This window comes from Eisenbergiella tayi, from assembly GCF_001881565.1.
Taxonomy (GTDB): Bacteria; Bacillota; Clostridia; order Lachnospirales; family Lachnospiraceae; genus Eisenbergiella; species Eisenbergiella tayi.
In genome coordinates, this window is record NZ_MPDJ01000005.1 from 458,166 (window position 1) to 479,866 (window position 21,701).

Here is a 21,701-nt window from a genome sequence, read left to right on the forward strand (position 1 = left end):
TTCTTATTCTGTATCTTCCGTGATTCCTGATATCGTTTTTTATTTGTAATTGCGTATTGAATACCTACCTGATTATTGCTATCATAATTCCGTAAGATAAAAACTGATAATTCCGGTTTTTCAGCTGTTTTAGGTAATGTACATCATCCGCCGCATATACGTCTGAAAAAGATAGGAGCACTATGAAGAAAAAACGTACTATTATATTCCTGTGTATCATTCTGCTGCTTGCCGCAGCGTTCTGCCTGACGGCCTTCCGGGTTCGCGGCAGCGTTTCCGTAAAGGGAGAAGGAAGTACCCAGTCTCCGGATCCTGTTTCCTTTTCTCAAAAAGATCCTTTCTGGGCCGGAGATTTGCTGGGAGACTCTTCCTTTACCATGGAAACCTCCGGATGCCTGACCGCCTGCCTTGCGGCGGAGCTTCATATGCAGGACATCTCCGTACCGGAAATAAACGCCACGGATCCGGGTACCCTGAATTCTTTCTTTTCCGGGAAACAGGTCTATGACAGGGATGGGAATATCCAATGGGATCCCCTTTCTTCCGCCCTGAATGTGTCCCTGGAAAGGATAAACGGTATTTCCGCAATGAAAGAAACCGATCTGACGGCCCTTTTATCGGAAGGGATTTATCCCATTGTGCGTGTCCGTGTAAAAGGACTGGGAAATTTTCATTATGTCCTTCTGGTCAAATGCCAGGACGGACAGTTCTGGTGCATGGATCCCCTCCATGCAGAAGAGGAGCTTGTCCCGCTGTCGGCCTTCGGGAACCGTATCTATGCCATCCGTTATCTGTACCGCCCCTGACCTATTCGGAGCCATATAAAACAGCCATCCGGTTACCGGGCGTCATGGCGCCCTGCCGGATGGCTTTTCTCTTTTTCGTATTTATTCCGCTGCGATCAGTTCTTCCAGCATTTGCTTTGCCATCAGAATATCCTTCTTCTGCTCTTCCCCGGAGATTTCCCTTTCAATGGTAATATCGCCGTCATAGCCTATTTCCTTAAGCTTTCTGATAAAAGCGGGGTAATTGACCTTTCCCTGGCCCAGGGGCTTCTCTTCTCCCAATTCATAGCCATTTGTGGGATAGCATCCGTCTTTTCCATGGATGCCCATCACATATTCCCCAAACACATCCAGGGAATCCACCGGATTGCCTTTCCCGTACATCAGAAGGTTTGCCGGATCCAGATTTATTCCCACATTCCCCGTTCCAATATCCTGAATCGCTCTTTTCAACGTCACAGGAGTCTCCTGACCGGTTTCAAAAAGGAAGTTCTGCCCGTTATTCTTACATCGAAGTGCAAGCTCCTTCAGGCAGGCTATCACACTGTGATAATTGGGATCATACGGATTCTCCGGCATATAACCCACATGGGTCACCAGATTATCCACTCCAAGCAGGCGGGCGAAATCCGAGCCCTCCAGCAGCATTTCAAGCCGCCGGAAACGGAATGCCTGAGGCACCAGCCCCAGCGTCTCCTGGCCCTCATAAAAGTTCCACACCTTAGGCCCTTCCCAGCCGCACCAGAACGCTGTGATTTCTATCCCCTTTTCCCGGACAGCCTCCCTGACAACAGCCGCCGTTTCCTCATTCAGAAGGCTCCTGTCCCAGCAGACAAGCTGGCAGCTTTCCACCCCCATTTCCTTCAGTTCTCCGAATTTTTCTTTTAAATCCATATCCGCATGTAAATTTACTAAAATACCTACTCTCATATTCGCTCCCATCTGTGCATCTTCCCTTTGTTTCGGTCCATGCAGCTGAAAATCACTTTTTATTGTCCGTATTCCTTTAAATATTTCTTTCCCGCTTCCCATTCTTCAATTCCCAGAAGGACCGACTTAATCCCCTCCTCCAGAGGCGCCCTGGTGATCTCCCGATCCTCTGCCAGACATTCATAAAAATACTTGATTTCCGTATAATAAGGCCCTAAATCAGATATGTTGATTCCGGCTGATTCATCATGAAGGCTGATTTCCTCCTGCAGCACAGGGACGGATATCTCTCCGCCCTTATGATATACCTGCAGAGCGGGCGTCTGCCTGCCCTGATAAATTATCGTGGCTTCTTCAAAGCATGCCCGGAAGGAGCCTTCAAAGGGAAGCTCCGTACATACGTCCCAGATTCCTTCTGCGGTTGCAAATACACTGCCGAACTGATAGGAGGTGATGATCTGGTTTATCATTCCTCCGGGAAAAGCCGCCGCCTTCACCGTGAAGGAATCCGGTTCTCCCAGCATATACCGCAGGAAATCCAGATCATGGATATGCAGATCCAGCACAACGCTGCCGCTTTTTCTTTCCTCATGGAACCAGTCCTCATACCCCCACTTGGTATCCCCGCTGATTCTCTGCATTACGATGGATTTCAGCTTTCCATAAGTCTTTTTTTCATAAATGTCTTTCAGATAACGGTACTCTCCGAAGGAACGGACCACCTGACCCACCATAACCCTCGCTCCGGTTTTCTTCTGTACCTCCAAAAGCCTGCTGCAGTCCTCCCTGGTAAGGCACACCGGCTTTTCCAGAAAGACATCCATCCCCTTCTCCATTGCCGCAATCGCATGCTCGGCATGAAGATAGCTGGGCAGACAGATGTGAACCGCATCCAGTTCTTCCTCCCTTAACAGATCCATTCCCATAGTATAGGTCTTTGCCCCCGGCCACTGCTTCGCCGCTCTTTCCAGAAATTCCTGTCTGCAGTCCGCCAGAGCCGTCACCTCCACATCCATTTTACCGGATAAGGCCTTTAAAGACAGGTTATGAGTCGTACCCATGCCCCCGCATCCGATTAATCCGATCTTCATACATAATCCCCTTTCCTTCACTTTATGTTTTTTATTTATTTTTAATTAATACTATCATCTTACAAATTCACAATACCATCGGACGCTTCCCTTGTCAATCCTTCTGTTTTCTTTCTTTTATTCTATATTTTTTGAGGCTGAAAGCCTGTATTATTCCTTTTTTCCGTATTGAGCTTTTCCTGTCGTTATGATACACTTCTAATTAGTTCTATGATATTACAATTCTTTATACACAGGGGTTTTTATGAAATTAGTCAATCAACAGCTTATTAAAAATACAAACTTAAAGCTGCTCTATAATTCAGTTTTTAAAAATCGGGGGATTTCCCGGGCGGCCCTGGCCAGACAGACCGGCCTGAGCCGGACGGCCGTTTCCGCGCTGATCGATGAATTATCGGACAGAGGCTTTCTCTTTGATTCCGGAACGGGAGACAGTTCAGGCGCCGGCAGGAAGCCAACTTGTCTGGAGCTTTGCGCCGGGAATTATTTCGTGGCGGTATTCGGCTGGGAGGAAAGCTCCGTCCATGCTCTTCTCATCGATATCTGCGGCACCACCTCCATGCAGATGCGGCTGGACAAAGCTCCTTCCGATTCCTACGCTCAAATCTGCCGCATCTTTCTCATGGATCAGATACTGGAACAAATCCGTCCCGAACAGCTTCTGGGACTGTGCTTTGTGCTTCCTGCCATGATCGATCCGGAAAAGGAAGAGGTATTCTCCACCACCTTTTCCCTTGCCGGCGATCAGGGTGAAGCGGGAGTCATCCCCTGTCTGCGCTCCCTTTTTCCGGATTATGCTGTGGCGGTCCTCAATGATACGGCCTGCTGCGCCTATGCGGAAAAAATATATACCGGCATCCGGGAAAAAGATTACGCCTTTATCCGGTTCAGCCGCGGGATAGGCGCATCCCTCTTCATACAGGATAAGCTTCTCGGACAGGCCTGTGCGTCTTATACCCAATTCGGACATTTCAGCATTTCCCCTGAAGGCCCTCCCTGTCCCTGCGGCAGCCGGGGCTGCCTGGAGGTAGTGCTCAGTGAATCCACGCTCAAAGGACGGCTTCAGACAAAGGGTACTGCCTCCTCCCTTCTTTCCATGGATACTGTCCATTATGAAGACTTGGGGAGGGCCGCCCTGTATGGGGATACTGCCGCCGTCCAGGTCATCCGGGATCTCGCCCGGGAATTTTCCTTTGCCCTGTCCAATCTCATCTGCCTGGTACATCCCAGATTGATTGTACTCGGCGGGAATTCCGTTTCTCTCGGCTCCTTATTTCTTGAGGAAATACGCCGGAGCCTGTCCGAAACAGGCTTTGTCCGGATGACGGAAAATGTAAAATTGCGTTACAGCCAGCTGGATTCCTACGCCTGCTATAACGGCGCCATGAAATACTTTTTTGACCATCATTATCAATTTACGGAACCCATGGAAGGCTCGTTTTTTATCGGCTGAATGCCTGTCCCGTATCAGAAAAGAGGTTTATTATGAGAAAATTAAGAATCGCCCTCATGGGCTGCGGAAGGATTTCCGCCAGCTATGCCCTTGTCTTTCCCCGCCTTTCGGATATCGCCGAATTTGTCTGCGCCATTGATATCGAAGAAGAGAGGGCAAAAGCCTTTGCCGCGCCTTTCGGCGCCGCCTGGGGTACCCGTTTTGAGGATCTTTCAGACAAAAATATTGATATCGTTCATTTATGCCTGCCTCACTATCTCCATGCTCCTGCCGCCATACGGGCTATGGAAGCAGGCATGCATGTCCTTACGGAAAAACCGGTCTCCATCACCCTGCAGGATGCCGACAGAATGAAAGCGGTTTCCGAGAGGACAGGGAAAAAACTGGGTGTAATTTTCCAGACCCGTTATGAAGAATGCGTACAGCAGCTACGCCGCATGATACAGGACAGTGCTTTCGGCCGTATCTTAAGCGCCCGTTCCATCCTCACCTGGTCCCGCCCGTATTCCTATTATGAAGGCTGTGACTGGAAAGGCACCTGGGACAGAGAAGGCGGCGGCGTGCTTATCGATCAGGCCATTCACAGCATCGACAGGATCCGCTATATGCTGGGAAGCGAGGTTGAATGGATTGACGGCAGCATACACAATCATTACCATGACCGGATCCGGGTGGAAGATACCGCAGAGGCCGCCATCCATTTTAAAAACGGCTGCCTCTACAGTCTTTATGCCACAAATTCCTATGCGTCTGATGCCCCTGTTTTTCTGGAATTCCAGGGCGAAAAAGGCCGCTGCGGGCTGAAGCAGGATATCGGCTTCTATGAGCTTGACGGCAGCTATACGGAAATAAAGCCGGCACCGGCAGAAGAAAGCACCGCCATTCCCGATTATTGGGGCATGGGCCATTATGCACAAATACACGACTTCTACCTTTCTGTATGTAACGATACGCCGGTTTCCGTGGATGTAACAGAAGGACGCAGAACCCTGGAAATCGTAAAGGGAATTTATTATTCTTCCATGCGCCGGGAACGGATTTATCTTCCCTTTGAGGATACGAATTATTCCGATCTGAACACGCCATCCGTTTCTGCCCCTCCTGCCTTCTCCATCTGACATAAAAATGGCCGCAGTATCCAGTCTTTGGACATCCTGCGGCCGCCTGTTTTTTCTTTTATTGTTCCATCTGCCTTCCTAAAAATCCCGCTGCCGACAAAATAAGCTTCTGCTCGACTTCTCCCATCTTTCCCTTTGGGTCGTTATTCAGCAGGATAGCTGCGCCGATCACATCCCCTTCACAGATAATGGGGCTGATAGCTTCATTCGTGTATTCCGGTTCCCCTTCATCCGCCACCTGGATAAAATTTCTTTCACTCTTTCCCGCAAGGATATTATCCCTGTTTTCAATCGCCTCCTCCAGAGCCTTGCTGATCGATTTTCCCAAAAGTGCTTTACAGCCGCCTGCCGCCGCAATAAACTGATCCCTGTCCGCAATCAGGGTCATCTGCCCGGATACCTGTGCAAGGCTTTCCGCATACTGCTTTGCAAATGTACTCATCTCTCCGATAGGGGAATATTTTTTCAGGATGATCTCCCCTTCTCTGTCGGTGAAAATTTCAAGAGGATCGCTCTCCCGGATACGCAGCGTCCTCCTGATCTCCTTGGGGATAACAATTCTCCCCAGATCATCTATTCTTCTCACAATTCCTGTTGCCTTCATGCTTCCTCCTTCTAAAAGGTTATCCTGTCTGTGCCGGACAGCCTCTTCTTTACATTTTTAACATTTATTTCTTTTTTGGGTTGGTAAATGTAGTATTTGTAAAATTGAGGAAAATATGCAATGAATCTTTGCTGAAACTGCGTTGGACAAATATGTAGTCATCTTTTATAATTTTAACATGATTTAAGTAAATAAAAGACAGGCCATAAAAATGGCCTGCCCTGAGGCACCCGCTCTTTGGCGGCTCCTTCTCCCCCGGCAATTCTGTATCTGGAGGGAACTTCAGATAATTCATATTGGGATACATCCGTCCAGGGTTTTTCGGGGGAGCCTTGCCAATCGTAGTCCGCTTCGCAATCAACTCAGCTTAATTCCTTTGGGATTTTCCTTGATACATTCGGCAATCAGATGTATCCTATTATCAGAACAGAATGTTCTTGAATACTGCTGTCCTCTATAGCACATGGATATCAATAATCACGAAAGGAAGTGTTATTATGCCAGCATTGCAGCAACAGCCGGAAGCTCTGACTTTAGAGCAGTATGAGGCTCTTCCGGAAGATCTCAGGGTTGAGGTCTTTGACGGCGTTGTCTATGATATGGCCAGCCCCTCACAGGAGCACCAAACAATATCAATGGAACTCTCGACAGTCCTTAATACCTACATCAGAGGAAAGAAAGGCTCATGCAGAGTATTTCATGCTCCATTTGATGTGAAACTCAGTGAGCAGCCGCTTACCATCGTACAACCTGACCTTATGATTGTCTGTGACAAGGATAAGCTGGATGGAAAACGATGCAACGGCGCCCCGGACTTTGTTATTGAAATAGTATCCCCAGGGAATCCCGCAGATGATTATATCCGCAAATTGTACTATTACAAAAATGCAGGAGTTCGGGAATATTGGATTGTCGATCCCCGCCGCAAGAATGTAACCATAAATTTTTTTGAGGGTAATATGCTCAATGTTCAATACTCCTTTGATTCTGTTATCAAGGTAAATATTTACGATGACCTGTATATCAACTTTTCGGATATAGATGAATTACTAAATGCTTAACAGAAAAAGAATAAAGGCATATGCTCCTCTGCGTATGCCTTTATTCCTTTATATATGTATTCTTCCTCTATCAAGTTTTTAATATTGTACTTTTTACATGATTAATCATACTGGTTATTAATAAATGCATTGAATTCCCTGAAAGAAATCCCCGCCGGAACGCTGTAAAACGGTGTCGTCGGGCTTTCCTTCCCTCCGCGCAGTTCGATATAATAGTCTACTATCTTCCGAATTGCCTCCTCTTCCGTATCATATTCATATATTCCCTTTTTTTCAAAATTAGGATGTTCAATATGATAAACTTTTCCGTCCCTCCAGAACAGGACAAAGCAGTGCATATGCTCCTCTTCTTCCAAATTGCCATAATCATCCGGCTCGTATATCCTGCAGCAGAACATTTTATTCTTTATATTAATTTTATCCAGCAGATAATGCATGACTTCTGCCTGTTCGATACAGGTCCCGATTTTATGCTCCAGGGTTTCCTGAACAGACATGGTTCGATATTGTTTCCTGAAATTTTTCATTTCTCCCACATGCCTGCCGCCTTCCGAATCAAGCCAGCCATACTGCATGTTCTCATCCATCCACAGGAATATATCCTCCGGAGTATTTATATTATTGATTTCCATTGATTTTTCTCCTGATATTCCGTCAATCCGTCACAGCTTTCAACTCGCAGTAGTAATTGATCTTAATACTATATAGCAATAATATAGCTTTCTCATCTGACTTGATAAAAACTTAATTTTGCTTTTCCTAATATATAATTTGATATCATTAATAAATATGTTTCCACTCATCATCATATTTATCCGTATACATAGGAGCTAATATCTCATCCGATCTGCGATGAGATTCCTTGATCTCTTCCTCTCTTTTTACTGAGAAGACCAAAAGAACAATTGCCTCTCGTACATATTTCAATAACTGTAAAGTTAATTTTTCATAATCTTCAAAACTAATGTTATATGCCAATTTATCCAAGCGACTGTCATCAATAAATAATTCCTTACAGTGAGTATCTAAAATCTTCAAATATCCATGTTCCATAGCATTTCTTACTTTTGATATTTTTGTCATTACATTGTCAATATGTTTATATTCCGCTTTCTTATTTACAGTCCCATCCTCATTAATATTTATATTTCTTACATCCTTAAACAGCCACCACATCCCAAATAATGGATAATTATTCTCTGCAATATCAAGAATTCTTTTTTTATCATTAGCATTTTTATCAGGAGAAAATAGCCTAACATATCCTATAATATTTTTCTTTATCCCTATTTCAAAATACTCATTAAGAAAAAATGCAATTTTATCAAAAACTGAATATACAGCCCGATAACATGCTTTTATTTTTTCGATACCAATTCCGTATATAGGATAATCTAAAGTATTAATAAGATATACCCTTTTATCTGAAAAATGTGGCTCTTTCGTATTAAAACCTTCATATGCCAAAAATCTTGCAGATACATACTCTTGCTTTATTTGATTAAAAAGTCCAAATAAATATTGCACTTTTTTACCTTCAATATCTTCAGACATACTTGGTAAATATAGAGGATCATAACCAACTTCTACTGAATCAAACACATCATTTAAAAGATTAAGCGCCAGCTTGTTTTTTGCAACCCATTCCCAATATTTAGTTGCTTCTACAGACATATCATCGGAAAAATAGAGAAAATCTCTTATAGTATAGGCTTTATCTAAGTAGTTGTGCCCTAGCATTGAGATAATATTGTTACTATAATAATTTAATAAATTATTCATCTCCGCTTTTTCTGGAAATGGCTCATCACTTTCGATTGCCTGTTTAATATAGTGATAAGCTTTGTATAACATTATAGTTCGTTGCCCTCCATCATAATGGCAACAAGCTAATTCATATAATTTCATACCCAATTGAGCCATTCCCATAGGGAAAACATTTTTTGAGTTAAATATGCTTAAAATTTCAACTGCTTTTACAAGTCTTCCATTTTGATAAAAGAAATTTGCATAATTCACACTTAATTGCCATTGAAAACTAATCATATATATAAGTTCATTTTTGGAAATGTTATTATCTTCCTCCATTTCATTAGCCAATAGTTCAAAAGCATTTCTTGCTAAGTATAAACTTTTTTGAAAATCCGTCTCATAAAATTTTAGGCTTTTAATACTATCTTTGTAGTTATTTCTACTTTTTTTCCTTTTCAAATCAATCAGATCGGATTGTATTGTAAACGAAATATAAAAATACCTTGCTCTAATCATATTAGTATTTTTCAAGTCATGAGCTTGTTTATAACATTTATCCACTAGTATACACATGCCTTCTTCATCTTGATCAAAATACACTTCATCACATTTACGGGATAAGTTTACTAAGTTTTCATCTTCATACCATTTAGTATTTGACATATTGCTCCCTCCTTCATTTTGTGTATTTATATCTGTAGACTTTGAAGCTGATGTCGAGATGATATCTCTTAACAGTATAGTTGAAAAAACGTAAGCATACAAGCCGAAACAAAGAATAACCAACAAACTGATAAATGAATGTATTATCAAAAACATAACTTTAAAGTCCATATTATATATTGCTGAATAAAGCTAAAAGGCGGAATGATGATTGTCCCTGACAAGGGCCCAGGAAAATCTAAGAATTGATGTGACAATGATCATTGTACTCATGAGGAAAAGCACCACTGAAAAAAACAAAAGCTAAAAAAACTCCTATGCTTAATGAATAAGAAGTTTACACGATTTTGCTTAGGTTAGCAAAATCACAACACGTATCAATCCAATAAATAATACAAAAAAGTCGTTTGTAAAAATACAAGCGACTTTTTTGTATGGAAAGGATAATTTTCAATTGATTCAAAAAATCAACACAAACATCGCGATATGTTCTTCCGTCCTGACCACCCATGTGACAATGTCGCAGAACTTAAAGAAAAGATTGAGGACATACAAGGCGTAGAGCAGAATACCATTCCCTTGTAGAATACCCTCCCTGTCAAGCGGCATAAGTAGCCTGTTTCCTTAACTAAACATCAGTATAAAGTCCCTGACTCAGCATCCTCTGTTTGTCATGCCTTCTCCACAGCATGTTCCCGATCCCAGTCTTCATTTGCCTTTTCAACCTTCAGCCGGGACAGAATAATTGTCGTAATGATTACCGTGATAAACGGGAAGCCCAGATACATAAACTTCAGCATATTAATACAGGATGCGGACTGAACCGGAGCATTCGCAACATAGCCGCCAGCTTCCAGAAGCATTCCGGCCAGCGCAGTACCCAGGCCTCCTCCTATTTTAATTCCCAGAGAGGAACAGGAGAACATGGTTCCGTCAATCCGTTTACCTTTGGTACGGTAGGTATAATCGCTGGTCGCCGCAATCAGGGCGTTCAGGTCGCCGGTAACCGGGCTGACACAGAGACCGGAAATAACCGAAAAGGTAAGCATCATGGGGATACTTCCTATCAGGCCGCCGATAATAAAGCCGATTCGCATAAAGAATGCAATACAGTAACCGGTCAGATTGACCTTATACATGCTCCCGGCTTTTTTAACCAGCGCAGGAGTCAGAGCCAGCCCCACAATCATAGGAAACATCTGCGCCGCGGAAAAGGTTCCGAGAAGGGCTGGATTCCCAAACACATAGGTCATATAATAAATACCGATGCCTGCTATACCTGTCTGAATATAGGTAAGTATGTACACTGCCACAATCATCAGATAATATTTATTCTTTACCAGAAGCTTGGCGGATTCCAAAAGAGTCAGTTTTTCTTCCTCCTCTTTCTTTACTGCGCCTTCGTCCTCCTCCGCCACTTCTTTTACGGAAAATACGGAAATCGTATTTACTATCAGGCCGATCAGCGCATAAATAATCGCCACATTACGCCAGCCCATAGCTCCGCCGCCCAATTTTGCAACCAGACCAACCGTAACGGAAGCTACGATAAGATTGGTAGCGAGAGAAAACATAAACCGAATGGAGCCTACCTGCACACGTTCATTGTTATTTCTGGTAATCAGCGAGGTAAGGGAAGCATAGGCAATATTATTTGCCGTATAGAATACCGCATTCAGCAGCGTATAGGCGATGAAGAAATACGCATATTTCGCGGTGTCTCCCAAGCTCTTGGGAATAGCAAAAATAGCTACCAGCATTACCGCATTCCCCAGATAAGACCAGAGCATCCAGGGACGCGCCTTACCCATTTTACTCTTCGTTTTGTCGATGAGAGAGCCGAAAAACACATCGGTAATACCGTCCGCAAATTTGGAAAACATCATCAGGGTACCGGCAATGCCGGCATTCAGCCCCACGGTATCCGTCAGATAAATCATAACAAAGCTGGTAAGGAGTGCGTATACCATGTTTGCCGCAAGATCTCCTGAACCGTAACCGACTTTATTGTACCACTTTAAATATTTTTTCTCCTGCATTTATTTATCCCCCGTTGTCTTGTTTTTTACCTTCTCAGCTTTGACCGCAAGCTGCTTATTTTTATGCACTTATAAGCTGACTGTCCCTTTCAAAAGATCTTCCTCTGCGGAAGAGGTTCCGATATACATTTCATATTCCATATGCTCCAGTTGGAAAGAAGCGCTCTTCGTATCATAATATTTCAGTTTTTCCACAGGGCAGGATATCTCAATCTGTTTCTCTTCTCCCGGAGAGAGTGTCACACGCTGAAAACCTCTCAGTAATTTTACCGGCCTGTCTATAGACGAATTGCCAAAGCCCACATACATCTGCACTACTTGTGCACCTTCCCTGTCACCGGTATTCTTTACCCTGCATACTGCCCTTACGTTTTCTCCGTCCGCAGAGAAAGCAGGCTTATCTACGGCAAATGTGGTATAGCTCAGGCCAAAGCCATAGGGAAGCATGGGCCGGATTCCCTTCTTCTCAAGCCTGGCATAGCCATGATAATACTCATAGTACTGATTCGTAGTATCCCAGTTAACCTGCGGCAGATCCTTTTCTTCATAAGGGAGTACAAAAGGAAGCTTTCCGCTGGGATTCACATCACCCATAATAATCCGGGCAATGACGCTTCCGCCTTCCTGGCCGGGATAGAAGGCCATCAGGACGGAAGATACACAATCTGCCCAATCCGTCATCATTATCATGTTGCCGCCAATCATAACCACAGCGGAGTTCTTGTTTTCCGGTCCTGCTGCCTTAATCAATTCCACTTCGTCCGCATGGAGGCCCAGAGTTTTCCGATCTCCGCCTATGGCTCCGGTATAGTTTTCCGAATTTTCCACTGCGACGAACTCACCTTCATCATCATGATCAAAGCCTACCACGAAAACAACAGCATCTGCTTCCTTTGCCACTTCCCTGGCATGCTCCAGATCCTCTCCGCTGTACCAGATCACTTCCGCATCCGGAAGGATTTCATTGAAGCCGTCCATGGGAGTTTTTACATAGGCAGGGAATACCCGGCTTGATCCATGATCCCCGATATTGGCCTTATTCGCCAGCTTGCCCAGCAGTGCGATCTTTTTGATCTTCTCTTTTTGAAGAGGAAGTACCTTATTTTCATTCTTCAGCAGAACGATTCCTTCTTCCGCCGCGCGTTTTGCCAGCTCCACATGCTCTTTGCAGCCCAGAACCGATTTATCATACGCATGGCCGCTCTTCTGGTAGGAATCCTCAAAGGCAAGGATTGTACGCACGATGCGCAGTGCGGAATCATTGATGCGCACTTCACTCACCAGGCCGTCTTTGACCGCCTGCACCAGCTTATCCCCGAAAAACTGGGTGCAGCACATTTCCATGTCCTGGCCGCCGTTCCCCGCTTCTGCCGTATCCTTTACTCCCCATATGAAATCGCTCATGACAAAGCCGTCAAAATCCCATTCTTCCTTCAGCACCTTGCGAAGCAGATAATCGGAATGGCCGCAGTGGATTCCTTTATAAAGGTTGTAGGAGCTCATAATACTCGCCGCCCCGGCATCCACACACTCCTTGAAATGAGGCAGATAAACCTCTCTTTCGGTACGTCTCTCACAATCCACACTCACCTTAAAACGGCTGATTTCCATGGAGTTAAACGCATAATGCTTCACACAGGCCATGACATCCTCATCCTGTACGCCTCTTACCAGCGCCGCTCCCATATGGCCCAGTGCGAAGCTGTCTTCCCCGTAGACCTCCTGGCTGCGTCCCCAGCCGGGATTATAAGGCAGATTAATACATACGCCGGCAAACAGGTTCCCGCCGTGCCCTCTGACCTCACGCCCTATGGCATGCCCGATTTCCTCCTCCAGCTCTACATCAAAGCTGGCGCCGCGGCACATCGTTACCGGAAAACAGGTGCTTTCCCCTGTTCCGCACACAACCCCTCTGGGCCCGTCACAGAAAAGCATGGGCGCGACCCCTTCCTTTTCATTTCCTCCTGCCGGATAAGGTTTTGCATTATAGTGAGACGCTTCTCCCATCGCATCAGCCATCATATCCTGTAAGGACAGATTCCCGCTCATCAGATAAACCTTTTCTTCCAGAGTCATCCGATCCACGATCTGCTGCGCCTTCTCCGTAAATTGGAGCCTCTTTTCCTTCGCCTGGTTCATATTGCTCTCCTTTCAGTTTTCTGCATAATAATGCAGTAATTTTTCGGCTTCTTTTTTATCAAAATTCAAATATCCCTGAATCTCTTTTTCTACCGGCCCCGTGCCTTCCCCTCTTCTGTATTCCTTGGGAGTTATTCCGGTCTCTTTCTTAAAAACCCGGTAAAAGGTTGCTTCATTTGTAAAACCGCACTCTCCCCCGATCACGGAAATGGACTTCCGGCTCATACGAAGAAATCCCTTGGCCTTTTCCACCCTGGCCGTATCAATCATTTCCTTCGGTGATATCCCGAGAAAGCTTTTCGTATAACGGTACAGCGATTTTTCGCTGATTCCGAAATGTCTGGAAACGGACTCGGTCAGATTCTGCTGTCCGCAGTTAGCATCAATATAAGCGCCTATTTCCGCTACCAGCTGTCCCTCCGCCGTGCTGTCCGTATGTCTTGGATAACGGCGGATATCATACTGCACGCCCTCCGCCAGTCCGGCCATCAATTCATAAAAAGCGGCATTTTGCGCCAGATAAGCCGCGGCATCCTTCCTGTATACCGTAAGGCCTGTTTTACAGGCCGACCGCCTCAGTATTTCATATCCCTCTTTCGGCGGGAACTGTTTACTCACGCTGTTCAGATAAAAGAAAAGCTGCTGTCCCTTCCCCGATATATGTTCGAAAATATGGGAAGGAAACTGAATGAAAAGACAAAGATTTTCCTGATCGCCCCGGTATCCGTGCACCATCTTGCTGTTGACAAGAAAGATATCCCCTTCTTCCATCAGCATGGGGCTGGGGCCGCAGAGCACCTGAAGCCTTCCTTTCAGCAATACAAGTATCTCATAATCATAATGCCAATGATAATGGGAGCTTTCCATTCCGGTGACAAATATCTTTGCAGGGGCCAGAAGCTCATGTTCAATTGGTTCAAATACGCTGTTGTTCATATTCCCTCCTTTCGTCTTACCGTCATCTTATACAAGAAGTATAGCATGTGGTTTTTTCATTTGTTGTCATTTTAGATAAACAGTACTATTAAAAACGGACTTTTATATGCATTTACGCACTTCATTTTACGACCGCTGCCCTGAATCGCAATATTGCTTACAGCATTTTGTATGCATACAGCCTTTTTGCCGTTCCCGCTCTGTGCGGAAAAACAAGCCGGATATCCCCATCCGGTCTTCTGTATCCGGCAGGAAACAAAACGGGCACCGGTGTTTCATACCCACCAGCGCCCAAAAAAGACAGCTTCCATATGCTCCATTGTTTTGTCACATTAAAAATAGAGAAAATATTACAGTCAGTATCCCGCAGACTCCGATTGCCAGCCCGCTCATGGCCCCTTCCGTCTCACCCAGTTCGATGGCCTTGGACGTCCCTATCGCATGGCTGCAGGCGCCGATGGCAAGTCCTGCCGTCATGGAATCCGAAACACGGAAAATACGGATAAGCCAGGGCGCCATGATGCTCCCCATAATTCCCGTTATAATAACGGCAACCACAGTTACCGGCACCATCCCTCCGTGGCTTCCGGAGATCCCCACCGCAATAGGCGTAGTCACCGATTTGGGAATCAAAGAATTGGTCATCGCCTCATCCAGGCCGAAAAGCCGGCAGAGCAGGTAAACACTTCCCATGGAAGTGAGCGCACCTACCGTACAGCCCACCAAAATAGGCAGCCAGTTCTTTTTCAGCAGCTCCGCCCTTGTGTAAATGGAAACCGCCAGGCAGCTTGTGGCCGGAGCCAGGAACATGTTGATAATACTTCCGCCTTCATTATAAGCTTCATATGGAATCCGGAACAAAAGCAGAATACCGATAACCAGTACAATCGCAATAATCAGAGGATTGCATGCCACAAGCCCCGTTTTCTTCTGAATCCATACCCCGATGGAAAAGGCCAGGACGCTCAATGCGATGCCGAAAAAGGGAGAAGACGTCAGTTCAGCCATTCCACTCTCCCCCTTTCTTCTTACGCATCAGCTTTAATGTCAGTTTTATACTTCCTGCCGTAGCCGCAAAAGTAAGGATTGTAGTTATCAGGCAGATGAACAGAAGCTTCCAGGCAGTGCTCTTAAGCACATCAAAATAATTGATGATGCTCACTCCCGCAGGCACGAAGAAAAAAGCCATGTTCGCCAGAAGGAAATCCGATTTTTCCCGGATATGCTCCACCTTAAGAACCTTACAGGAGAGAAGCACAAACAGGAGCACCATCCCGATTACGCTCGCAGGGAAATCAAAGGGAAGCAGCTTCTCCACAATCTGGCTCACCCAGCATATGGAAAAAATAATACCAATCTGATATAAAATTTTCATCGTTTGATTATCCTTCCACCATAATCTGGCACATTTTCATGGTGGCAAGCGCCGCTTCATGGCTTTCCGGAGTCACTCCCGCGCAGCAGGAGGCATCCACACTGATTCGGTTTTCCGGAAGGAAGCTCTTGAGCAGAAGGGCATTGGATACCACACAGATATCCGTACAGAGGCCCACCAGTTCAATTTCCAGCTCTTCCTTTTCGTTTTCCCTGTAAAGCAGCTTCGCCAATTCCGTGGAACCAAAGGTGGGTTTATCCAGAATAACTGCCTGCGGCATGGCTTCTGCAACCTCAGGCCGGATTTCCCACCCCTTGTTTCCCTTTACGCAATGGACTACCGGCAGGTTCTTCCCCTCGCTGCTCTCCAGATAATCCTCTCCATGGGTATCCCTGGTGGCATAAATACAGTCCGCCGGATACGATTTGATTTTACTGATCACTTTGCTTACAATTCCCTGCGCCTGCACAGTTCCCAAAGATCCGTCAATAAAATCGTTCTGCATATCAACTACTACAAGCACCTTTTTCATTTCACTGTCCGCCTTTCCATTCTCTTTTGTACAACCGTTTTCAGTTAACATATCAAAGTGTAACAAAACCATCAGTTTAAAAGGATTTCCTTCATATCCTCAAGCAGCCCTTCTGCAAGCCGTATCAGATTCTCCGCATCCTTCTCAACCACACCGCATTTTTTGTAACGGTATATAAATACCGGCGTCCCTCTCGCGCTGAAGGTGAGCTTATTCTTATGCTTCCCAAGGATTTCAGGAATATTTTCCACACGGATGCCCGCATCCGGACGCATGGTGAGCTTCAGCTCCCCGTTTCTTCCCTTTACCTCTGTTATATACAGCTCATGGGCCAGAACCCTGAGCAGGGCGATGCGCAGCAGGTTATCCACAGATTTGGGCACCTCTCCGAACCGGTCAAGCAGTTCTTCCTTCATATCCTCGCTCTCGGCATGGGTTTCCACACCGGCGATCCTCTTGTAAATATCCAGCTTCTGCTGCTCGTTCACAATATAGGAAGGCGGGATAAAGGCATCTGCCTCCAGCTCCACGGTTGTGGTGAAGTCCACAATGCTCTTTTCCCCCTTAAGGTTCTTCACCGCTTCATTGAGCATCTTACAGTAAAGATCATATCCAACGGCCTCCATATGGCCATGCTGCTTGCGGCCCAGGAGATTTCCGGCCCCCCGGATTTCCAGATCCCGCATGGCGATTTTAAACCCGCTGCCCAGATCCGTGAATTCCCGGATGGCTGAAAGCCGTTTTTCCGCAATCTCCTTAAGCATCTTATCCCTTTTATACATCAGGAACGCATAAGATGTCCGGTTGGAACGCCCCACACGCCCCCGCAGCTGATACAGCTGAGACAGCCCCAGCTGATCCGCATCATGGATAATCATGGTATTCACATTGGAAATATCCAGCCCAGTCTCAATTATCGTTGTCGCCACCAGCACATCGATCTCACCGTTGATAAAATCATACATGATCCGTTCCAGCTCATGCTCCTTCATCTGTCCGTGGGCAAAAGCCACGACAGCCTCCGGAACCAGCTGCTGCACGGCCGCCGCCACATCTGCGATTGTATTGACACGGTTATACACATAATACACCTGGCCGTCCCGGGTAAGCTCCCTGACGATCGCCTCCCGCACCATTTCCTCATTGTATTCGCAGACAAAGGTCTGGATGGGAAGCCTGTCGCTGGGCGGCTCCTCCAGCACGCTCATATCCCGGATCCCCACCAGAGACATATGCAGTGTCCTGGGGATCGGTGTGGCCGTAAGCGTAAGCACATCCACATTATCTTTGATTTTCTTTATTTTTTCCTTATGAGTCACGCCGAAACGCTGTTCCTCATCAATGATCAAAAGTCCCAGATCCTTAAACTGAATATCCGCAGAAAGGATCCTGTGGGTCCCGATGACAATATCCACCTGCCCCTTGCGCAGATCCTCCACCGTTTTCTTCTGCTCCGAAGGCGTGCGGAAGCGGGACATCAGATCAATCCGTACCGGAAAGTCCTTCATTCTCTGGGCAAAGGTATTATAGTGCTGCTGGGCCAGGATGGTGGTAGGTACCAGAAACGCCACCTGCTTCCCATCCTGGATAGCCTTAAACGCCGCCCGTATAGCTATTTCCGTCTTTCCATAGCCCACATCCCCGCAAATCAGACGATCCATAATGCGGTAGCTTTCCATATCCTCTTTCGTAGCCGCAATGGCGGAAAGCTGATCATCCGTTTCCTCAAAGGGAAAGCACTCTTCAAATTCCTTCTGCCACACCGTATCTTTGGAAAAAGGATAGCCTTCCTGCTGCTGCCTTATGGCATAAAGCTCCACCAAATCCTTCGCCACCTCATCCACGGCGCTGCGCACCCTGGATTTGGTACGGTTCCATTCCTGGCTTCCCAGCTTATTCAGCTTGGGGGCCTTCGCCGCATCGGAGGAAGCATACTTCTGGATCACATCCAGCCCGGTGGCAAGCACATACAGATTGCCGCCGTCACGGTAGGAAATCTTGATGTAATCCTTAACGACCTTATCCACCTCCACCTTTTCAATTCCCTGGTAAACACCCAGCCCATGACTTTCATGGACCACATAATCACCTATCCGAAGCTCGGCGAAGTCATTGATTTTCTGGCCTTCAAATTTTTTCTTATGCTTTTTCTTTTTCTTCTGGACCCCGAAAATATCACTTTCCGTGATCACCACAAATTTCAGCAGAGGGTATTCGAAGCCTCTTTTCACATGCCCGTAATAAAGCATCACCTCGCCGGAATTTACCACCCGTTCCCCGTCTTCGCTGTAAAAGCTGGCCAGTCCCTGCTCCTGCAGGTCTTCCGCCAGACGCCTGGCCCTGGTGCGGGAGCCGGAAAGCAGCAGCACCCGGTATCCGTTTTTCTTATACCTTTTCAGATCGGCAACCAATGCGTCAAAGCTGCTGTTATAAGAGGACATGCTTTTTACATTGACGTCAAATTTCCTCTGTGGCTTCAGCAGTGCATTTGAGCTGTCCATAGAGGAAAACAGCACCGTCCGCATATGCTGAAGAAAGCCTGCCGTTTCCTCCCAGCCATAAAGCAGATCCGCCTGTCCGGGAAGGATGTACCCCTTCTCCAGCCGGTGTCCCATACTCTCCCGAAACTCCATTTCCACCGCCAGGGCCTGCTCCTTTACCCGCGCCGCCTCATCAATGAAAACACAGCTTTCCCCCTCCGGGAAAAAACGGAGAAAAGAAACGGTATCCTCATAAAAATACCGGATATAGCTTTCCAGATTGGTCATCTGGGAGAATTCCAAAACCTGTTCTCTCAGTTCCTTTATCTGGGTTTTTACCCGGTGCGCTTCTTCCGTCAGAAAAGAGGACCGAAGCTTTTCTTCGAATTCCTTTGCTTCCTTTTCAATCCGGCGCAGTCCCTTTTCCTTCTGCTCTTCAGACAGCATCATCTCCGTAGCCGGATAAATATCCACCTCATTCAGCTTTTCCACACTGCGCTGGCTGAGAAGGTCAAAACTCCGGATGGATTCCACTTCCTCTCCCCACAGCTCAATACGGTAAGGATTTTCTTCCGTGAGATCAAAGATATCAATAATTCCGCCCCGGATGGAAAACTGTCCCGGCGCATCCACCTGGTAATTCTTCTCATACCCCATTTCAGCAAGCTTCCGGGCCAGCTCCCCCTCATTCAGGCTGCTGTCCGCATCAATATGAATCACAGAAGCAGCTATCTCCTCCAGAGGGACCTGAGGAGACATCAGCGCAGCAAAGGTTGTGATCACGGTCTGAGGCTTTCCCTCTATAATTTTTCGGAGCGCCTTCATACGTTCCGTCACAAGCTGGTTGCCATGGATATCCGCCTGATAGAAAATAAGATCCTTCGCCGGATACCAGGTCACTTCCCTGTCATAAAACTGATAATCCTCAAAGATCTCCCTGGCCTTCAGATCACTGAAAGTAACGATGATTTTATATCGAAAACCATCGCTGAGTCCATAGGCCATATGAAGCTTCTGGGAATCCACGCAGCCTGTAAAGCCGACGCAGGCTCCCGTTTTTTTCAGGAGTGCCTGCCCTTCTTCAAATTCCGCCAGTTCCCGTAACGGTGCTGTGATTGCATTCATCTACTTTTCCCCGCCTGCCCGCTTTCCGTTAAATCTGTTCATGGCCTCATCCGGCCCCTTCTCCATCATGGTAACGGCAGCCTCCACCGCCGCAGCGATGCACTCGTCCATAATTTTACGTTCCCCTCCGGTAAAATGCCCCAGCACATAGTCCGCCAGATCATACCCTTCCGGCTTGTTTCCCACACCCATTTTAATCCGGGCAAAGCCGTCCGTCCCCAAATGGGCAATAATATTCTTTAGACCGTTATGTCCGCCTGCACTTCCCTTTTTACGGATACGCAGCTGCCCCAAATCCAGGCTGATATCATCACAAACCACGATCAGCTCCGTCTGAGGATCTACCTTATAATAATCTATGATCTCACGGATGCTTTCACCACTAAGATTCATAAAAGTCTGAGGTTTTGCCAGAACCACCTTCATCCCGTCGATATATCCCCGGCCCACAAGAGCCTTATGCTTTCTCTCAATCACCCGTATCCCATATTTGTCCGCCAACGCATCTATTACATCAAACCCAACATTATGCCGGGTATTCTCATACTCCCGTTTCGGATTGCCAAGACCTGCTATTATATACATGATTTCCATTTCCTTCCCATAGTACCGGCCACCCCGGGAAACCCTTCCTGCTCCCCGTTTAAGCCTTATGCTTAGTTTAATGCCAGATCGTTACCCTGTCAAATGCCCCAACCCTATTCCGTCTCCCTTATTTCCTTATTTTTTACAAATACCAGCTGTTTTTCAGAAGAATACTCCTCCCGGTATGTATATCCCAGCCCGCAGAAGTCCTTCAGCCTCCTCCAGTCCCTGATATTATTCCCTGCCGCAAACCGCACCATCTCTCCTCTAGCCATCTTAGCCTGCGTCCCCTTCTGCACTACAGGAATCCCCTTTTTCTTCCCATCCTTTTCAGCCGTCCCCTCTTCTTTTTCTTCCCCAAAAACACAGGTAATATACTCCACACCCTCCTCAAGCCAATCCTCCACACACCGCGAATACTCCTTCGAAGCCAGATTCACAATACAATCCGTTTCCGAAACCAGCTCCTTATAAATCGAATCCCCCCAGAAATCATACAAATTCCCTTCCCCGCAAGGATTCCCCTTAGCCTGCATCTCCAGCCGGTAAGGCGCCACCCCGTCAAGCGGCCTCAAAATCCCATAAAACCCCGACAAAATCCGCAGATGCTCCTGCACATACGCCCATGCCCCATCCTCAAAAACCCCGGGAGCCATATACTGATACTGAATCCCCTCATAAGCCAAAAGCGCAGGAGTCAGCCCCTTCTCCAGATCCATCGACCGAATCCTTTCATAATTTAATGCCGCAATTTTATCATTACACCTCCAAAGCCCCTTCAGCTCCCCTTCATCCATCCCCCTCATCCACTCCAAAAGCACCTCCGCCTTCCCCAACAAAACCGGTTTCCCCCCAACCTCCATCGTATCCCTGTCCACAATCATCTTCTTCGCCGGTGAAATAATAAATCTCATATCTTTAATTCGGTTCCGCCGTCGTCCCTCCCGGGATATTGCCTTGCCTGCCCTGCCTTTCCGGCCCGAATGCCTCCGGGGATTACAGCCCGCCAACTGCCCGGGGCGGTCGGTGGATC

General features: G+C 46.5%; 18 protein-coding genes. 4 read left to right on the forward strand and 14 right to left on the reverse strand.

What is annotated here, in order from left to right; translation table 11 throughout:
• The first annotated feature begins 182 nt into the window (after positions 1-182).
• Positions 183-806: a hypothetical protein gene (locus BLA28_RS20080; RefSeq protein ID WP_071699349.1), complete on the forward strand. Its 624-nt coding sequence runs from the start codon at positions 183-185 to the stop codon at positions 804-806.
• An 81-nt stretch (positions 807-887) separates the two neighbouring features.
• Here BLA28_RS20080 and BLA28_RS20085 read toward each other — a convergent pair whose 3' ends face one another.
• Both BLA28_RS20085 and BLA28_RS20090 read right to left on the reverse strand, forming a co-directional pair.
• The gene (locus BLA28_RS20085) at positions 888-1,727 is read right to left on the reverse strand and encodes a sugar phosphate isomerase/epimerase family protein (protein WP_330385426.1); all 840 of its coding nucleotides are present in this window, start codon (positions 1,725-1,727) and stop codon (positions 888-890) included.
• A gap of 47 nt (positions 1,728-1,774) precedes the next feature.
• Positions 1,775-2,806: a Gfo/Idh/MocA family protein gene (locus tag BLA28_RS20090; RefSeq protein WP_071699350.1), complete on the reverse strand. Its 1,032-nt coding sequence runs from the start codon at positions 2,804-2,806 to the stop codon at positions 1,775-1,777.
• Between the two features lie 244 nt (positions 2,807-3,050).
• Between BLA28_RS20090 and BLA28_RS20095 the strand changes: the two genes are divergently transcribed.
• Positions 3,051-4,259: an ROK family transcriptional regulator gene (locus BLA28_RS20095; RefSeq protein WP_071699351.1), complete on the forward strand. Its 1,209-nt coding sequence runs from the start codon at positions 3,051-3,053 to the stop codon at positions 4,257-4,259.
• A 32-nt stretch (positions 4,260-4,291) separates the two neighbouring features.
• The gene (locus BLA28_RS20100; protein ID WP_071699352.1) at positions 4,292-5,377 is read left to right on the forward strand and encodes a Gfo/Idh/MocA family protein; all 1,086 of its coding nucleotides are present in this window, start codon (positions 4,292-4,294) and stop codon (positions 5,375-5,377) included.
• A 58-nt stretch (positions 5,378-5,435) separates the two neighbouring features.
• Here BLA28_RS20100 and spoVT read toward each other — a convergent pair whose 3' ends face one another.
• Positions 5,436-5,981 carry a stage V sporulation protein T gene (gene spoVT, locus BLA28_RS20105; RefSeq protein ID WP_044972125.1) on the reverse strand — a complete coding sequence of 182 codons (546 nt, stop codon included), beginning with the start codon at positions 5,979-5,981 and terminating at the stop codon, positions 5,436-5,438.
• Between the two features lie 497 nt (positions 5,982-6,478).
• Here spoVT and BLA28_RS20115 point away from each other — a divergent pair, with 497 nt between their 5' ends.
• On the forward strand, positions 6,479-7,042 hold the full coding sequence (locus tag BLA28_RS20115) for a Uma2 family endonuclease (RefSeq protein ID WP_071699354.1): 564 nt from the start codon (positions 6,479-6,481) through the stop codon (positions 7,040-7,042).
• Positions 7,043-7,143: 101 nt separating this feature from the next.
• Here the strand turns inward: BLA28_RS20115 and BLA28_RS20120 are convergent, their stop codons facing one another.
• The 11 genes from BLA28_RS20120 to yaaA all read right to left on the reverse strand — a co-directional run bounded on the left by BLA28_RS20120 (position 7,144) and on the right by yaaA (position 21,582).
• A complete protein-coding gene (locus BLA28_RS20120; protein WP_071699355.1) occupies positions 7,144-7,674 on the reverse strand; it encodes a hypothetical protein in 531 nt (176 codons plus the stop codon).
• A 148-nt stretch (positions 7,675-7,822) separates the two neighbouring features.
• Positions 7,823-9,457: an LA2681 family HEPN domain-containing protein gene (locus tag BLA28_RS20125; protein WP_071699356.1), complete on the reverse strand. Its 1,635-nt coding sequence runs from the start codon at positions 9,455-9,457 to the stop codon at positions 7,823-7,825.
• 671 nt (positions 9,458-10,128) lie between these two features.
• A complete protein-coding gene (locus BLA28_RS20130) occupies positions 10,129-11,496 on the reverse strand; it encodes an MFS transporter (RefSeq protein ID WP_071699357.1) in 1,368 nt (455 codons plus the stop codon).
• 69 nt (positions 11,497-11,565) lie between these two features.
• Positions 11,566-13,635 carry a beta-glucosidase gene (locus tag BLA28_RS20135; protein ID WP_071699358.1) on the reverse strand — a complete coding sequence of 690 codons (2,070 nt, stop codon included), beginning with the start codon at positions 13,633-13,635 and terminating at the stop codon, positions 11,566-11,568.
• A gap of 12 nt (positions 13,636-13,647) precedes the next feature.
• Positions 13,648-14,571 (reverse strand): helix-turn-helix domain-containing protein, encoded by a 924-nt coding sequence (locus BLA28_RS33215; RefSeq protein ID WP_050018960.1) that lies wholly within the window; start codon positions 14,569-14,571, stop codon positions 13,648-13,650.
• Between the two features lie 327 nt (positions 14,572-14,898).
• On the reverse strand, positions 14,899-15,579 hold the full coding sequence (locus BLA28_RS20150; RefSeq protein ID WP_071699359.1) for an LrgB family protein: 681 nt from the start codon (positions 15,577-15,579) through the stop codon (positions 14,899-14,901).
• On the reverse strand, positions 15,572-15,946 hold the full coding sequence (locus BLA28_RS20155; protein ID WP_071699360.1) for a CidA/LrgA family protein: 375 nt from the start codon (positions 15,944-15,946) through the stop codon (positions 15,572-15,574). The genes BLA28_RS20150 and BLA28_RS20155 overlap by 8 nt, the downstream gene beginning before the upstream one ends.
• 7 nt (positions 15,947-15,953) lie before the next feature.
• Entirely contained in the window at positions 15,954-16,478 is a 525-nt protein-coding gene (locus BLA28_RS20160) for a cysteine hydrolase family protein (protein WP_071699487.1), read from the reverse strand.
• 71 nt (positions 16,479-16,549) lie between these two features.
• Positions 16,550-20,083: a transcription-repair coupling factor gene (gene mfd, locus BLA28_RS20165; RefSeq protein ID WP_071699361.1), complete on the reverse strand. Its 3,534-nt coding sequence runs from the start codon at positions 20,081-20,083 to the stop codon at positions 16,550-16,552.
• Positions 20,084-20,668 carry an aminoacyl-tRNA hydrolase gene (gene pth, locus BLA28_RS20170; protein ID WP_071699488.1) on the reverse strand — a complete coding sequence of 195 codons (585 nt, stop codon included), beginning with the start codon at positions 20,666-20,668 and terminating at the stop codon, positions 20,084-20,086.
• Positions 20,669-20,781: 113 nt separating this feature from the next.
• Positions 20,782-21,582, reverse strand: coding sequence for a peroxide stress protein YaaA (yaaA, locus tag BLA28_RS20175; RefSeq protein ID WP_071699362.1), 801 nt, complete (start codon positions 21,580-21,582; stop codon positions 20,782-20,784).
• Positions 21,583-21,701 lie beyond the last annotated feature (119 nt).

Coding starts and splice junctions, on each gene's coding strand:
- BLA28_RS20080 (WP_071699349.1), top strand. CDS start 183: ATGAAGAAAAAACGTACTATTATATTCCTGTGTATCATTCTGCTGCTT.
- BLA28_RS20085 (WP_330385426.1), bottom strand. CDS start 1,727: ATGGGAGCGAATATGAGAGTAGGTATTTTAGTAAATTTACATGCGGAT.
- BLA28_RS20090 (WP_071699350.1), bottom strand. CDS start 2,806: ATGAAGATCGGATTAATCGGATGCGGGGGCATGGGTACGACTCATAAC.
- BLA28_RS20095 (WP_071699351.1), top strand. CDS start 3,051: ATGAAATTAGTCAATCAACAGCTTATTAAAAATACAAACTTAAAGCTG.
- BLA28_RS20100 (WP_071699352.1), top strand. CDS start 4,292: ATGAGAAAATTAAGAATCGCCCTCATGGGCTGCGGAAGGATTTCCGCC.
- spoVT (WP_044972125.1), bottom strand. CDS start 5,981: ATGAAGGCAACAGGAATTGTGAGAAGAATAGATGATCTGGGGAGAATT.
- BLA28_RS20115 (WP_071699354.1), top strand. CDS start 6,479: ATGCCAGCATTGCAGCAACAGCCGGAAGCTCTGACTTTAGAGCAGTAT.
- BLA28_RS20120 (WP_071699355.1), bottom strand. CDS start 7,674: ATGGAAATCAATAATATAAATACTCCGGAGGATATATTCCTGTGGATG.
- BLA28_RS20125 (WP_071699356.1), bottom strand. CDS start 9,457: ATGTCAAATACTAAATGGTATGAAGATGAAAACTTAGTAAACTTATCC.
- BLA28_RS20130 (WP_071699357.1), bottom strand. CDS start 11,496: ATGCAGGAGAAAAAATATTTAAAGTGGTACAATAAAGTCGGTTACGGT.
- BLA28_RS20135 (WP_071699358.1), bottom strand. CDS start 13,635: ATGAACCAGGCGAAGGAAAAGAGGCTCCAATTTACGGAGAAGGCGCAG.
- BLA28_RS33215 (WP_050018960.1), bottom strand. CDS start 14,571: ATGAACAACAGCGTATTTGAACCAATTGAACATGAGCTTCTGGCCCCT.
- BLA28_RS20150 (WP_071699359.1), bottom strand. CDS start 15,579: ATGGCTGAACTGACGTCTTCTCCCTTTTTCGGCATCGCATTGAGCGTC.
- BLA28_RS20155 (WP_071699360.1), bottom strand. CDS start 15,946: ATGAAAATTTTATATCAGATTGGTATTATTTTTTCCATATGCTGGGTG.
- BLA28_RS20160 (WP_071699487.1), bottom strand. CDS start 16,478: ATGAAAAAGGTGCTTGTAGTAGTTGATATGCAGAACGATTTTATTGAC.
- mfd (WP_071699361.1), bottom strand. CDS start 20,083: ATGAATGCAATCACAGCACCGTTACGGGAACTGGCGGAATTTGAAGAA.
- pth (WP_071699488.1), bottom strand. CDS start 20,668: ATGTATATAATAGCAGGTCTTGGCAATCCGAAACGGGAGTATGAGAAT.
- yaaA (WP_071699362.1), bottom strand. CDS start 21,582: ATGAGATTTATTATTTCACCGGCGAAGAAGATGATTGTGGACAGGGAT.